We start from the raw sequence: 14,532 nt of genomic DNA, 5'->3' as shown, positions 1-14,532 counted from the left end.
ATAACTAAATAGCTGCCATAAGTGCTAAAACTTACTGTAAAGAAAATAGCCTGTATCAAATGAAACCGATTTTTGCCAAAATACTGGATGGAAAAATAAACGACGTTTATGGTATAAAGGTAGTAGACGCACCCTATTTCTCTACTGATTTCCATTTTCACGAAGAATGTCAGCTTACTTACAAGATTGAAAGCGAAGGGCGGCGCATGATTGGTGATAGCATTGAAGATTTTAATAATGAAGAGATAATTTTTGTAGGATCTAATTTGCCTCATGTATGGCACAATAGCCAGCAGTATTTTAGCGATTCGACACCAAATACCCATGCATATTCGATTTCGCTTTTTCTCCATCCCGAAAAAATACTCGATATTTTCCATGAGCCAGAGAATATACAGAAGCTTAGAAATTTTTTCCAACTGGCTAAACGCGGAATGAAATTCAACCTTTCGACCAGAAAGGAAATAAAACCTTTGTTGTTAAAAATTACCCAGGCAACGGAAGAAATAACCCGTTTAATAGTGGTGCTGGAAATTTTAAACCTGCTTTGTCAAAACAAAGATTATGTATTACTGGCGAGCCCGGGCTATACCAATAACTATCAATTAAAAGATAATGATAGAATGGACAAGATTTTGAAATATGTTTTTGATAATTTTAATAAAGAGATATTGTTGGTTGATGCTGCTGAGATGACCAATATGAATAAACAGGCTTTTTGCAGATACTTTAAGAACCGTACACAGAAAACTTTTGTAACTTTTGTTAATGAAGTAAGAATTGGCCATGCCTGTAAATTAATTGCCGAAAGTGATCACCAAATAAGTGAAATGGCTTATATATGTGGTTTTAATAGTCTTTCTAATTTTAACAAATTTTTTAAGCTCGCAAAAGGCGTTACCCCAAAAGAATATAAAAAAATGTTGATTGCCGATTAAATAGCGCCTGCTGTAGTAGAATCGTTGATAAGTAACAGCCTAAACACATTATTTAAATAGGCTAATCTTCCCTAAATCATATATTTGCACATGCAAAAGTCCTTTATCGATCAAATGGGCAGGGAAATTTCTATCAATTTTCCTCCTAAACGGATTATTTCTGTTGTGCCTTCACAAACAGAATTGTTATTTGACTTGGGATTGGATCAGGAAATTATCGGATTGACCAAATTCTGCATCCATCCGATAGAAAAATTTGCGGCAAGAACCAAGGTAGGTGGAACAAAAAAACTCAATATCGATTTAATCAAAGATTTAAAACCCGATTTGATTATTGGGAACAAAGAAGAAAATACGCAAAGTGATATAGAAGAGCTTGCGATATACTTTCCTGTTTGGATGAGCGATATTTTCACTTTAGATGATGCCATGAAGACTATTGGCCAAATAGGGGCGCTGGTAGATCGTGAACCAGAAGCCGGTTACCTTAACCATTTAATTTCTGCCGGATTCAATGATCTAAAAATACTTGCACTTCAACATCACATTGATAAAAAAGTAGCTTATCTCATCTGGCGCAAACCCTACATGGCAGCTGGAAAAAATACATTTATTGATGATACATTGTTAATTAACGGAATGACGAATGTGATCAAACAAGACCGTTATCCAGCGGTAACACTAGATGAACTGAAAACTTTAAACTGTGAACTTATTTTACTGTCTTCCGAGCCCTATCCTTTTGGCGAAAAGCATATTGAAGAAATACAAGCTGCCATTCCAGGTGTAAAAATTATGCTTGTTGATGGAGAGATGTTTAGCTGGTATGGAAGCAGGCTGGTTAAAGCCGTTCAATATTTTTTCGAATTCCAAAAAGAACTTTATTAGTTTTTGGCGATTAAATTTTTGTAATTTGTAGCACACCATTAAATTATCCCGTTATCATACCATCACCAATAAAAAACATAAGCCCAATGAAAAAAATATTAATTCTTTCCCTATTCGTAGCCATAATTTCTGGTTGCAGTTCTATGAAAAGTGGAAACTCCACTGGCACTGTTACAGCAAGTGGGACTATTGAAAAATTAGGAATGACGACCTTTCAATATGGTACACATCTGCTTAAAGCCGATAATAAAAGCTATGCCTTAAAAAGTGCAACCATAAATCTGGATACTTATTTAGATAAGAAAGTTACCATAAAAGGGAAGAAAGTTTCTGGTTATCCATTAGAAGGTGGCCCAGAGCTTATCGATGTAACATTGGTGAAATTTTAATGGCTAAGATCTTAATTATTCTCTCTACATATGAGTTCTGATGAACTTGTTTTGGCATCTATCTATGTTGAATTATTTTTAATAAGATCCTGAAACAAGCTACCATTGACAGAATCCATAGAAAGGTCGTCATCCGATAGCTATCGGATGCTAGGAATGAAGCAATCTTAAAGCGCACGCTAGTAGCGATTGTTGTAAGATTGCTTCGTCGGCTGAAAAAGCCTTCTCGCAATGACGATTCCTCGCAGCCTATTACTGCAAAAAAAAATACTCTGTCATCTATATTGATTTTTATACAATAAATTATCCCTCAGGATGACTAACCTTTTAAGTAATATGTCAGATGCAGGATAATAATTCTAAATATTTTATTGAATTTTTTCTCCTTCAACCTTAATGACTTAGCTTTTTTGATCAAAAATATTTGACAATTTCGCACATATATTTTTGATTATTCAATCTAGTTCCTATCTTTGCAATCCAAAATAAATCCTAATTGCGGATGTGGCGTAATTGGTAGCCGCACCAGACTTAGGATCTGGCGCTTCACGGCGTGGGGGTTCGAGTCCCTTCATCCGCACTACAAATGAAGCCGTTCCGATATTAATCGGAACGGTTTTGTTTTTTAAAACATTGATTAAATAAAAATTGATGTGCTGTTTAATTGAAGCGATGTGTGGCATTTGTCTCAAATCTCATGTCTCGAACTCAAATCTAATTGCACATCTCAATACTCATATCTGATAAAATGAATATTACACAGGAAAAAACCGGCAACTTAAATGCTGTTGTAAAAATCAAAATTGCACCTGCAGATTATACTGGAAAAGTAGAGAAAGCCATTAAAGATCAAGCTAAAAAAGCACAATTACCTGGTTTCCGTAAAGGAATGGTTCCTGCTGCCCACATTAAAAAAATGTACGGTAAAAGTATCTTGGTAGAAGAGGTTAACAGCTTGTTAAACGATACTTTATCTAACTACATTGCTGAGCAAAAATTAGAAATTTTAGGTCAACCGCTTCCTAAAATGGACGATGAACGCGAATTTAAATGGGATAATACAGATGATTTTGAGTTTGATTATGAATTGGGTTTAGCGCCTGCTTTTGATGTAAACGTTTCATCTAAAGATAAATTTACCGAATATGTTGTTAAGGCTGATCAAGAAACTTTAGAAAGCCGTATCAAAAATATTCGTCGCAGTTATGGTAAAATGACTAATCCTGAGGTTTCGGCTGATGATGACGTTTTATATACCGAATTAACTCAGGTAGCTGCTGATGGTACTGCTGTTGAAGGTGGAATTACCAGTACGGCAACTATTCGTTTAGATCAGGTTAAAGATAAAAAAATCCTTAAATCGTTGATCGGTTTAAAGAAAGATGATGAAGTTACGATCGATATCCAAAAAGCATTAGAAGATGCGGCGGTAATTGCTAAAGCTTTAAACATTTCTGAAGAAGAAGCAGCAGAATTAAAAGCAAACTTTAAACTTCACGTTAAAAATGTGAACCGTTTAGAGGAGTCTGACTTAAACCAAGAGTTTTTTGATAAATTATTTGGTGAAGGTACCGTAACTGACGAAGCGGGTTTCAGAGCGAAAATTACTGAGGAAGTAGAAAGTATGTTCAAACAAGATGCGGAGCGTAAATTATCGAACGATATTTATGAAGCACTTTTAACTAAACACAACTTCGAATTGCCTGATGAATTTTTACGTCGCTGGTTAAAGGCTACAAATGAAAAATTAACCGACGAAGAGTTAGCAGAAGGTTATGATGATTTCGCTAAAAACCTTAAATGGACTTTAATTGAAAACAAAATCATTAAAGATAACAGCATCGAAATTAAATATGAAGATGTAGTTCAGGCAGCTAAAGCTAAATTAGATGCTCAATTTAGAATGTACAGCCCAAGTCCACTTCCTGAAGATCAATTGGCTCAATATGCAGTTCAATTTTTGCAGGAAAAAGAAAATGCTAACCGTGTTTTCGAAGAGGTAAAGGCATTAAAAACTTTCGAACAAATCAAATCTATTGTTACTTTAGAGCAAAAAGATATTGAGTACGATAAGTTTATTGCGCTTGATAAAAAGTAATGCGTTTGGCGTAAGGCGTTTTGAAAATGATTGTGCTATTCCTATATTTAGTTATGGCTCAATTTAAATTTCAATCGCTCGAGGTTTGGCAGTTATCAATAACATTAACTGATAAACTACTTGATATAGCTGACCGATTGTCAGTTGATAAAAAATATAGATTTGCAGAGCAGCTCAATGGGGCTGCTCTTAGCATATCCAATAATATTGCCGAGGGCTCAGGCTCTATTTCCAATAAGGAATTCGCTCATTATCTGAATATTGCGCATCGATCAACCTTTGAAAATGCAAATATTTTAGTAGTTTTAGAGCGGCGAAAATATATTTCTGACACAGAACTGAATGATTATCTGGAGGAATTAGATAAATTGGCACGGAAATTAACCAACTTCAGGAAATATTTATTAAAATAACCCGCGTATTTGGTTTAGGCTTAAAAACGCTTATCGCAAAACGCCAAACTCTATAACTCATGAACATAGATTCACAAGAATTCAGAAAATTTGCCGTTAAACATCAGGGAATTGGCGGTTTACACGTAGATAAATTTATTGCTCAGGCTAATCTGAACCCTAAGAGCATGACACCATATATCATTGAAGAACGCCAGTTAAATGTAGCGCAAATGGATGTTTTCTCCAGGTTGATGATGGATCGTATTATCTTTTTAGGTGATGCCATTTACGATCAGAATGCAAACATTATCCAGGCACAGTTGTTGTTTTTGCAATCAACAGATGCCGATAGAGATATTCAGATCTACATTAACTCTCCTGGTGGCTCGGTTTATGCAGGTTTAGGTATTTATGACACCATGCAATATATACAGCCAGATGTAGCTACAATTTGTACAGGTATGGCTGCATCGATGGGGGCAGTTTTATTGGTAGCTGGTGCAAAAGGAAAACGTGCTGCATTACCTCACTCAAGAGTAATGATTCACCAACCATCAGGCGGTGCACAAGGTGTGGCATCTGATATGGAGATCAACTTGAGAGAGATGTTGAAATTGAAAAAAGAATTATACGATATTATTTCAGAGCACTCTGGCCAAACATATGATTGGGTAGAGAAAGCTTCAGATCGCGATTACTGGATGACAGCTGACGAGGCAAAAGGATTTGGTATGGTTGATGAAGTGTTATCGAGAAACGCAAAAAAAGATGGCGAAACAAAATAAAGAATCCCGTTGCTCATTCTGCCATTCTGGCAAGCATGAAACGTTAATGTTGATTGAAGGCATGGATGCATTTATCTGCGATAAATGTGTAACCCAGGCCAATCAATTGCTTGCGCAAGAATTAGGGACCAAAGGGACAAAAAATATTCAAGAGGCAATAAACTTATTAAAGCCTCTTGAAATTAAACAACATCTTGATCAGTATGTTATTGGTCAGGATGATGCTAAAAAGGTGTTATCCGTTGCCGTTTACAACCATTACAAACGTTTAAATCAAAAAGTTGATAAAGACGAGATCGAGATTGAAAAATCAAATATCATGTTAGTGGGCGAAACAGGTACTGGTAAAACACTTTTGGCTAAAACCATTGCAAAAATTTTGCATGTGCCATTCTGTATCTGTGATGCAACTGTTTTAACCGAAGCAGGTTATGTAGGTGAAGATGTTGAAAGTATTTTAACGCGCTTGCTTCAGGCTGCTGATTATGATGTAACGGCTGCTGAACGCGGTATCGTTTACATTGATGAGGTAGATAAAGTAGCGCGTAAAAGTGATAACCCATCCATTACACGTGATGTATCGGGAGAAGGTGTTCAGCAGGCTTTATTGAAAATCTTAGAAGGTACGGTTGTAAATGTTCCACCTCAGGGCGGACGTAAGCACCCAGATCAGAAAATGATCCCAGTAAATACGAATAATATTCTATTTATCTGTGGTGGCGCATTTGATGGTATTGAACGCAAAATTGCCAATCGTTTACGCACGCAAGCTGTAGGTTATAAAGTAAAGAAAGATGAGACAGTTTTAGATCTTAAAAATCTTTATAAGTATATTACACCTCAGGATTTAAAATCTTTTGGATTAATTCCGGAATTAATTGGTCGTGTACCAGTTCTTTCTCACTTAAACCCATTGGATAAAGAATCGTTAAGAAACATTTTAACAGCACCTAAAAACTCATTGATCAAGCAATATGTGAAGCTTTTTGCTTATGAAGATGTTAAGTTGATTTTTGAGGATGACGTTTTAGATTTTATTGTGGATAAAGCAATGGAATATAAACTAGGAGCCCGTGGTTTAAGATCAATCTGCGAAGCGATTATGTTGGATGCGATGTTTGATACACCAACGCAGACGGATGTCAAGGAATTGCACATCAATCTCGATTATGCGATAGAAAAATTTGAAAAAGCCGACTTTAAAAAGTTGCAGGTTGCTTAAAAATTCAAATCCTCTCGCGAAAGCGGGGGGATTTTTTGTAATATAGTATTGTTAACGCTTTGCGCCATGCGCCAGGCTCTAAACTAAAAAATATGAATGAAGAAAAAGACGTAAAAAAAGACGAAGCCATTTTAGAGAAATCAAAAAAAATAAAAGAAGTAGAAAGTCCCGTTAAATCAGGATTAAAATCGAAAGATGAAATTGTTAAAAACTGGTTGCCACGTTATACGGGCAGGCCGTTAGATCAATTTGGAGATTATATTCTGCTAACCAATTTCAGTAAGTATGTAACCATGTTTTCGGAGTGGAATGATAATGCGCCGATTATGGGTTTAGATAAGCCTATGCAAAGTGTTACTGCAAATGGCATTACGATTATCAACTTTGGTATGGGGAGTCCTTTAGCTGCGACAATGATGGACTTATTGACGGCCATTAAGCCTAAAGCAGTTCTGTTTTTAGGTAAGTGCGGCGGTTTGAAGAAGAAAAACCAGTTGGGCGATTTAATTTTACCGATTGCAGCAATTAGGGGAGAAGGTACTTCAAATGATTATCTTCCAGCTGAAGTGCCTGCCTTGCCAGCTTTCGCTTTACAGAAAGCGATTTCTACAACCATACGCGATCATGGTAGAGATTATTGGACCGGAACCTGTTATACCACTAACCGCAGGGTTTGGGAACACGATAAAGAATTTAAAAAATACTTGAAAACTTTAAGGGCGATGGCTGTAGATATGGAAACAGCTACGGTTTTTACCACGGCTTTTGCCAATAAAATCCCAGCTGGCGCATTGCTTTTAGTTTCCGATCAACCCATGATTCCTGAAGGTGTTAAAACTGCAGAAAGCGATAGCAGTGTAACTGAAAAGTATGTAGAAACCCATTTGCGCATTGGTATCGACTCATTGAAGCAATTAATCAATAATGGATTAACCGTAAAACACTTGTTGTTTTAGAATAAAATAGCGCTGTTATAATTAAAGAATCGTCATCCTGAACTTGTTTCAGGATCTTTTTGATCTGAATTATTTTTCATCGGATGAAGCAATCTTGTCGCAAATAGGAAAGATTGCTTCGTCGTTCCTCCTCGCAATGACGACTCATTTTTAGAATCTTTTATTGATAACTTTTTATTGAGTTGAAAAAGATGTTAAAAATCCGATAGCTATCATATCAGCATGACGCATCAAGTTAGGATAATCGTCCTCCTGAACTTGTTTCAGGATCTTAATAAGCACAATTAGAAATAAATGGTATAGACAAAAAAAAGACCGGCATTTGCCGATCTTTTAATATTTATATGAATCTAATTTCCTATCCTAAGTAAGATTTTAAGATTTTACTTCTTGAAGTATGACGTAAACGTTGTAACGCTTTATCCTTAATCTGACGAACACGTTCGCGAGTTAAATTAAACTTCTCGCCAATTTCTTCTAGAGAAAGGGGGTGATTAGAGCCTAAGCCGAAGAATAAAACGATAATTTCTCTTTCTCTTTCAGTTAAAGTAGATAAAGAACGTTTAATTTCTTCTGATAAAGATTCGTTAATCAATGAACTATCTGTATTTGGTTCGTGGTTCTCCAATACATCTAATAATGTATTTTCTTCACCTTGAACAAAAGGAGCATCCATTGATACGTGGCGACCAGAGTTACTTAGAGTGTCCGAAATTTTATCCACTGTAGTTTCTAAAATATCAGCAAGTTCTTCTGGAGAAGGCTCACGCTCATATTCTTGCTCTAATTTAGAGAAAGCTTTACTGATTTTGCTTAACGAACCTACTTGGTTTAAAGGTAAACGTACAATACGGCTTTGCTCGGCAATTGCCTGCAAAATAGATTGACGAATCCACCAAACGGCATAAGAAATGAATTTGAAACCTTTGGTCTCATCAAAACGTTTTGCCGCCTTAATTAAACCTAAGTTACCTTCATTGATTAAATCACCTAAGGTTAAACCCTGATTTTGATATTGTTTTGCAACAGAAACAACGAAACGCAAGTTGGTTTTAGTCAATCGCTCTAATGCAGCCTGATCGCCCTCACGAATCTTCCTTGCTAAAATTACTTCCTCTTCTGCTGTTATTAAATCTACTTTGCCAATTTCGTGCAGGTATTTATCTAATGACTGACTTTCACGGTTGGTAATGGATTGCGTTATCTTGAGTTGTCTCATTTATACGAATTGTGTGCTCTTTAATTATTGAGTGTGCAAAGTTACGAAATTGTATAGCAATCCGAAAGGATAAAATGCTGAAAATGTTACTGTTTGCACAAGTTTTTTATAGTTTTACTTATAGCAAAAACCATTCCAAATTAAATTCTGACATTATTTGTTTAAATAACTGCATTATGATTGCTTTTCGAATAATATTTATTGTAGATCAATAAATATATTTTGAATTATAATAATTTATTATTTATGTTTGCGCTATAAATAATTAAATAAACATGACGTTTCTTGAATTTTCAACTATTTAAAGTAAATAACTAGATCCTTATTTTCTGGTGTTTTTCATCATGTAGTTTTTGTCAGGTTGTATGTATAAAAAATCAAAACAAGAAATCGGTTTAATTATTTAAACAGTAAATTAAATCTCAGGCATTACATTTTAAACTGGTATGTAATTATGGAAATTAAAATAACAACCAATCAGATTTTGAAAGTATTACAGATACTTTCCTGGATAATTTTTATCGGCCTATGTGTAGAAGCAGGTGGGATACTTGTTAACACAATTATTACATCGTTTATAAACCCAAATGATGTGCGGAACTTTTGGGATGGAGCAGATTATTTGTCAAGCGTTTATAAATTTGATCAAGGGTATTTCTTGGTAATTACAGTCGTTATGATTATTGTAGCCGTGCTAAAAGCAATTATGTTCTATTTAATTTTGAAATTGTTTATCGAGAAAAAACTTAGTATTTCTCAGCCTTTCAGTATAGAATTGAAGCGTTTTATTTTAAAACAAGTTTTTTTAGCTCTTGGGATAGGTTTTTTTGCTCATTTAGGCGGTAAGTATACAATGTGGTTAACAGCGCAGGGCGTTGCGACTGCGGACATCCAATCGTTAAATATGGATGGCGCTGATGTTTGGTTCTTTATGGCCGTGGTACTTTTTATAATAGTACAGGTAGTAAACAGAGGAATAGAAATTCAACAAGAAAACGATTTAACGATATAAATAATGAGTAATACAGTAAAAATTCTAAGAAACTCGGCTTATAGCCTGATTGCTTACGCGCTGATTTCTGCCTTAACACATTTTGTGTATGCCGCAATAGATTACAGCAGGGGTATTTTAAGCATTAATGTTGTCAGGCATCTAAAAGCCAGTAAGGTTAATGTAAACGGGTTTGATTTTACGAACAGCGAAATTGGAGTAATACAGATAAAACCCAGCTTTATTGAGTCAGTGATATTGGAAAATCAGATGTTCAACGATGGGGGCTCCAGTGTAGTTTTTTATCTTACATTAGGAGGAGCCATTTTACTAGCCATAAATTTTAAACTGATCAATATTTATAAGTTGGAAGAGCAGAATGTTTACCAGCTACTGCTTATAGTTGTGTTTTTGTTTTTTGCAATTAGTTTGACGGGAATGGCGTTGATGGATAATTATGTTGGCAACTTAACAAATGGTGCATTTAAGCATGACCATACACATGGTTTCTCCAATCTTTATCCCATGGGACTGATTGTAATAGCCAGTGTAACCTATCAGTTTGTCGTATATACTAGAAAACTCAAACAAGAAAACGATTTAACGATTTAGGTTAACTGAAAACATTTCTAACTTTATCGATCCAAAATGCCCATAATAATAAATTTAGATGTAATGTTGGCCAGGCGTAAAATGTCGTTAACCGAATTAAGTGAACGGGTAGGGATTACGATGTCTAATTTATCGATACTTAAAACAGGCAAAGCGAAGGCTGTGCGTTTGGAAACTTTAGAGGCGATTTGTAAGGCTTTAGATTGCCAGCCAGGAGATATTTTAGAATTCCGGGCAGATTAACTTACAAAGTCTAAAAGGGCTCGAGTGCAGGAAAGACTTCGCAAGTTTAGCGTTTCATTAGCTTGCCAAAACAGGCGGACTCAGATTAAATAAACCTGATAGAACGAAAAGATTGTAGTGATAGCGGGGCTTTCGGAACTGAAGAGAGCAGGACCTTGATTTTCAGAATAAATTTTGACCACCTAGGATATTTTCTTTGAAGTATCCAGATATTATGGTCTTATGAAAAATAGACCAAGTTAAACACCCCGTCCTGCGGACACCCTCCGTTATGCGGAGCAGGCTCTCTAAAAGAGGGGAATAAAAAAACCTTCCAGTTTTCACTGAAAGGTTTTAATATATGATTTGCTTTAAGCTTTAGTCTTTCTGCTTTAACCTTATTATGCTTGTTCAGCCAATACTTTAGTTACTAAATCTGCAGCTTCTTTTAAAGCGATTGCTGAGTAAACCTGAAGGCCAGACTCATCAATTAATTTTTTAGCTTCTACTGCATTTGTACCTTGCAAACGGCAGATAATTGGCACTGGAATGTCTCCAATTTCTTGGTAAGCATCGATAACGCCTTGTGCAACACGATCACAACGAACAATACCACCGAAAATATTAATTAAGATTGCTTTAACATTTTTATCTTTCAAAATGATGTTAAAAGCCGCTTTAACGGTTTGTGCATTTGCAGTTCCACCAACATCTAAGAAGTTAGCAGGCTCACCACCGGCCAATTTAATAATATCCATAGTTGCCATGGCTAAACCAGCACCGTTAACCATACAACCTACATTACCATCCAGGTTAACAAAGTTTAGGTTAGAAGCACTTGCTTCAACTTCCATCGGATCTTCTTCCATCGTATCGCGCATTGCTGCGTAATCAGGGTGACGGAATAATGCATTTTCATCTAAATCAACTTTAGCATCAACAGCAATGATTTTATCATCACTTGTTTTTAATACCGGATTAATTTCAAACATCGCAGAATCAGTTGCATCATATGCCTTATATAAAGCGCTTACGAATTTAACCATTTCTTTATGTGCAACACCGCTAAGGCCTAATTTGAAAGCTATTTTACGGGCCTGAAAACCTTGTAAGCCAACTTTAGGATCGATTTCTTCTTTGAAAATTAAGTGTGGAGTGTGCTCAGCAACCTCTTCGATATCCATACCACCTTCGGTACTATACATAATGATGTTACGGCCTTTTGCACGGTCTAACAACACGGAAATGTAGAATTCTTTGGTTTCAGAAGCACCTGGATAGTAAACATCCTGGGCCACTAAAATTTTACTCACTAACTTACCTTCTGGACCGGTTTGAGGAGTAACCAATTGCATACCAATAATATCGGTTGCACGTTGTTTAACTTCTTCCAGGTTTTTGGCTAATTTAACACCTCCACCTTTACCGCGACCACCAGCGTGGATTTGCGCTTTAATTACAACCCAGTCAGAATTGTAATCAATTTTCAGTTGCTTAGCAGCCTCAACAGCTTGCTCAGGAGTGTCGGCAACTATTCCTTCTTGAATGTTAACACCGAAACTTTTTAATATTTGTTTACCCTGGTATTCGTGAATATTCATTTGCTACAAAATTTGCCCAAAGCTACAATTTCAAACCCTTTAAACAAATAGCATTTGCCGATTTTTTCAGAAAATGAACGTTTTATGTTAAACGGAAAAAAGAGTGGCATAAGTAAGAAGGTTATTTTGTCTGCACCTTGCTTACAGCTTTTGATTTTTAAATTAAAACGGGGTGGTGTGGATGTTCTACAATACTTTTTTGGCTAAATTTTTAATTTCATCCTTAAATTTCTGATCGAAAACGGCTTTAAAAGTCCGTGTTTTTAAGTTGTAAATAAAGTATTCAACTTCATCCTTATCGTTAAATTCTTTATCACCATTCGAATCCTTGATTAAATCCATTAATATTAAATCGTGTTTATCGTCTATTTTCCAGCTGTTCAGGTTGTAATTGTTCGGAGATATTCTGGTAAAGGATTTTCCATCAAGTTTAGATAGGTAAAGTTTGTTAGGATCTTTAGCTGTTAATTTTTTATCTCCATCATAATCTGAATCGGTAATATTGTAATAGATAAACTGATCAGATAAGGTTGTCTGGTTATTTGGAACATTTTCTGAATGACCAATATTGAAAGAATTAATGTTGATTTTTTCTTTCGTTAGCAATTCACTTTTACCAGAAATAATATCGTAAAAAATAAGATTCCAATGATTGACATTGGCTTCTCTTTTATAACTGTCGTGATTATCATCGGCATTTAACCTTAGTGGATACAGAATAATATCTGTTTTGTTAACAATGATAGGAGAATCGTATTGTACTTTTGGCTGACCCTTAGTTGGTGTGTTACTGGTTTCATCAGTAGAAATGGTTTTACTTTCTTCAGTACAGGCTGACGCCAATATTATAAAACTTAATAATGCTGTTGAGATTACTTTTTTCATTGTCGTTAATTTTGGTTTGTGAGTGTAATTTAATCAAAATAAGCTTTTTATTAGCTCTCACTTGGCGATGCGGATTACACAGGGAAAATGATATTGTGACAGTTGCATCTAAATGTTAACTCCCTGCAAATGGTGTTCCGAATATGCCAACTGCTAATTCCGCCCAGATTAGGAATAAGGCTAGTAAAATAACAATAAGTACCACTGTCCTTAATGTGCCTGTTTTTAAATTTCTAATTACAAGTTCTATGGCCAAACCTGTACTCAACAACAATATACCTGCTGTTATAAAATCTGATAGGTTCCATGCCACTTCGTTGGTGAATTGCATTGCTATAAGTGGAATAGCCAATATTGACGCTATTACGCTTAAAATGATAGTAATTCTTAGTTTGCCAGCGCTAAATGTTTCTTTATTTTTCATGATTTTTATATTTTAATATACAGTTTAAATGGATAATTAAATCATTTTAGATTCCCTGATGCGGTTGACACCAGGGAGCTAAAGGAGTGAGAGGTTAATTATAAAAGATTTTGATTTAATTCTTTAAATGAAAGACCTGGTTGTTCTTCTTTTTCATATAAAACAGATTTACCGGCAACCTTACCGAGTTTAAATTTCATCTTGTTGATATACCTATAAAAGTTAAGCTTACCCGCTTTAAATAATGTTTTGTGTGCTAGCCAAACCACTAAACTTGTGCAGATGAAGAAACAAGAATAGGCATGGTAAGTTATCCATTTCGAGAAAGCACTTTTTTGATTAAAAATAATATATAAACGTTCTCTTTGGAAAGTAATGTGAGCAGCTTCATCAATTAAGATATCGGTGCAGATTTGTTTGAGCAAAGTGCAATTTGTGGCATCTTTTAGTGCTTGATAAAATATTTGTGCAGCACTTTCTACGGTAATTACAGCGATTGTCCAAAGCTCCATGTTTGTGTTGAAATATCTTATTTTTCGAAATAGCGTGTCGCCCCAATCATTTTTAATTCTTTTTTCTTCAATTAAATCAAGGTATTTGCCTAAGTTATTTCCATGTTTTTGTTCTTCTTTGATAAAGAGACTTACTGCGTTCAGATATTCGTCGTCATTTATGGCTCTTGCATATTTTTTTGATGCATGGATCAGATGTTTACCTTCCGATGTTTCTCCGAGTTGCCAAGCTTGCAGAGATTTCAGTATTTTTTGTTTTTCTAAATCAGAAATTTCTGGTTTAATTGTCCAATCAAGCCTCATAATTTTAGCATTGTTTGTGAAGTAGTTGGTCCAATATGCTGAACTATGTATTTTCATAAATTAATGAGTTTGTGTTTCATCAATTATTAGGT

16 protein-coding genes and 1 tRNA gene are annotated in these 14,532 nt (G+C 35.3%); 12 read left to right on the top strand and 5 right to left on the bottom strand.

Annotated features, from left to right (window positions below):
- The first annotated feature begins 59 nt into the window (after positions 1–59).
- The 9 genes from EZ456_RS14780 to EZ456_RS14740 all read left to right on the top strand — a co-directional run bounded on the left by EZ456_RS14780 (position 60) and on the right by EZ456_RS14740 (position 7,671).
- Positions 60–938 carry an AraC family transcriptional regulator gene (locus EZ456_RS14780; protein WP_131531355.1) on the top strand — a complete coding sequence of 293 codons (879 nt, stop codon included), beginning with the start codon at positions 60–62 and terminating at the stop codon, positions 936–938.
- A gap of 90 nt (positions 939–1,028) precedes the next feature.
- A complete protein-coding gene (locus tag EZ456_RS14775; protein ID WP_131531353.1) occupies positions 1,029–1,826 on the top strand; it encodes a helical backbone metal receptor in 798 nt (265 codons plus the stop codon).
- An 86-nt stretch (positions 1,827–1,912) separates the two neighbouring features.
- On the top strand, positions 1,913–2,215 hold the full coding sequence (locus EZ456_RS14770; RefSeq protein ID WP_131531351.1) for a hypothetical protein: 303 nt from the start codon (positions 1,913–1,915) through the stop codon (positions 2,213–2,215).
- 498 nt (positions 2,216–2,713) lie between these two features.
- Positions 2,714–2,795: transfer RNA gene (locus EZ456_RS14765), tRNA-Leu, on the top strand.
- A 168-nt stretch (positions 2,796–2,963) separates the two neighbouring features.
- Positions 2,964–4,313 (top strand): trigger factor, encoded by a 1,350-nt coding sequence (gene tig, locus EZ456_RS14760; protein ID WP_131531349.1) that lies wholly within the window; start codon positions 2,964–2,966, stop codon positions 4,311–4,313.
- Positions 4,314–4,366: 53 nt separating this feature from the next.
- Positions 4,367–4,726, top strand: a complete 360-nt coding sequence (locus tag EZ456_RS14755) for a four helix bundle protein (protein ID WP_131531347.1) — start codon at positions 4,367–4,369, stop codon at positions 4,724–4,726.
- A 59-nt stretch (positions 4,727–4,785) separates the two neighbouring features.
- Positions 4,786–5,493 (top strand): ATP-dependent Clp endopeptidase proteolytic subunit ClpP, encoded by a 708-nt coding sequence (gene clpP / locus EZ456_RS14750; protein WP_057932889.1) that lies wholly within the window; start codon positions 4,786–4,788, stop codon positions 5,491–5,493.
- A complete protein-coding gene (gene clpX, locus EZ456_RS14745; RefSeq protein ID WP_131531345.1) occupies positions 5,477–6,715 on the top strand; it encodes an ATP-dependent Clp protease ATP-binding subunit ClpX in 1,239 nt (412 codons plus the stop codon). The genes clpP and clpX overlap by 17 nt, the downstream gene beginning before the upstream one ends.
- 92 nt (positions 6,716–6,807) lie before the next feature.
- On the top strand, positions 6,808–7,671 hold the full coding sequence (locus EZ456_RS14740) for an AMP nucleosidase (protein WP_205945099.1): 864 nt from the start codon (positions 6,808–6,810) through the stop codon (positions 7,669–7,671).
- Positions 7,672–8,029: 358 nt separating this feature from the next.
- Here EZ456_RS14740 and EZ456_RS14735 read toward each other — a convergent pair whose 3' ends face one another.
- Positions 8,030–8,890, bottom strand: coding sequence for a sigma-70 family RNA polymerase sigma factor (locus tag EZ456_RS14735; RefSeq protein WP_010601359.1), 861 nt, complete (start codon positions 8,888–8,890; stop codon positions 8,030–8,032).
- A 454-nt stretch (positions 8,891–9,344) separates the two neighbouring features.
- Between EZ456_RS14735 and EZ456_RS14730 the strand changes: the two genes are divergently transcribed.
- Genes EZ456_RS14730 through EZ456_RS14720 form a run of 3 tightly spaced genes read left to right on the top strand, consistent with a single transcriptional unit; the run spans position 9,345 to position 10,736 of the window.
- Positions 9,345–9,902: a DUF2975 domain-containing protein gene (locus EZ456_RS14730; RefSeq protein WP_131531343.1), complete on the top strand. Its 558-nt coding sequence runs from the start codon at positions 9,345–9,347 to the stop codon at positions 9,900–9,902.
- Positions 9,903–9,905: 3 nt separating this feature from the next.
- Positions 9,906–10,493 (top strand): hypothetical protein, encoded by a 588-nt coding sequence (locus EZ456_RS14725; protein ID WP_131531341.1) that lies wholly within the window; start codon positions 9,906–9,908, stop codon positions 10,491–10,493.
- Positions 10,494–10,529: 36 nt separating this feature from the next.
- Complete coding sequence (locus tag EZ456_RS14720; protein WP_131531339.1) at positions 10,530–10,736, top strand: helix-turn-helix domain-containing protein; 207 nt, start codon at positions 10,530–10,532, stop codon at positions 10,734–10,736.
- Between the two features lie 380 nt (positions 10,737–11,116).
- On the opposite strand, the gene sucC is transcribed toward EZ456_RS14720, so the two are convergent.
- The 4 genes from sucC to EZ456_RS14700 form a co-directional block, all read right to left on the bottom strand.
- Positions 11,117–12,316 carry an ADP-forming succinate--CoA ligase subunit beta gene (gene sucC / locus EZ456_RS14715; protein WP_131531337.1) on the bottom strand — a complete coding sequence of 400 codons (1,200 nt, stop codon included), beginning with the start codon at positions 12,314–12,316 and terminating at the stop codon, positions 11,117–11,119.
- Positions 12,317–12,502: 186 nt separating this feature from the next.
- A complete protein-coding gene (locus EZ456_RS14710) occupies positions 12,503–13,201 on the bottom strand; it encodes a hypothetical protein (RefSeq protein ID WP_131531335.1) in 699 nt (232 codons plus the stop codon).
- Between the two features lie 115 nt (positions 13,202–13,316).
- Positions 13,317–13,625 (bottom strand): hypothetical protein, encoded by a 309-nt coding sequence (locus EZ456_RS14705; protein WP_131531333.1) that lies wholly within the window; start codon positions 13,623–13,625, stop codon positions 13,317–13,319.
- A gap of 98 nt (positions 13,626–13,723) precedes the next feature.
- Entirely contained in the window at positions 13,724–14,497 is a 774-nt protein-coding gene (locus tag EZ456_RS14700) for a ferritin-like domain-containing protein (protein ID WP_131531332.1), read from the bottom strand.
- Between the last annotated feature and the right edge of the window lie 35 nt (positions 14,498–14,532).

The organism is Pedobacter psychrodurus (assembly GCF_004331735.1).
Classification (GTDB): domain Bacteria; phylum Bacteroidota; class Bacteroidia; order Sphingobacteriales; family Sphingobacteriaceae; genus Pedobacter; species Pedobacter psychrodurus.
The sequence above is the reverse complement of the archived record's forward strand: the minus strand, read 5'-3'. Positions and strand labels throughout refer to the sequence as shown.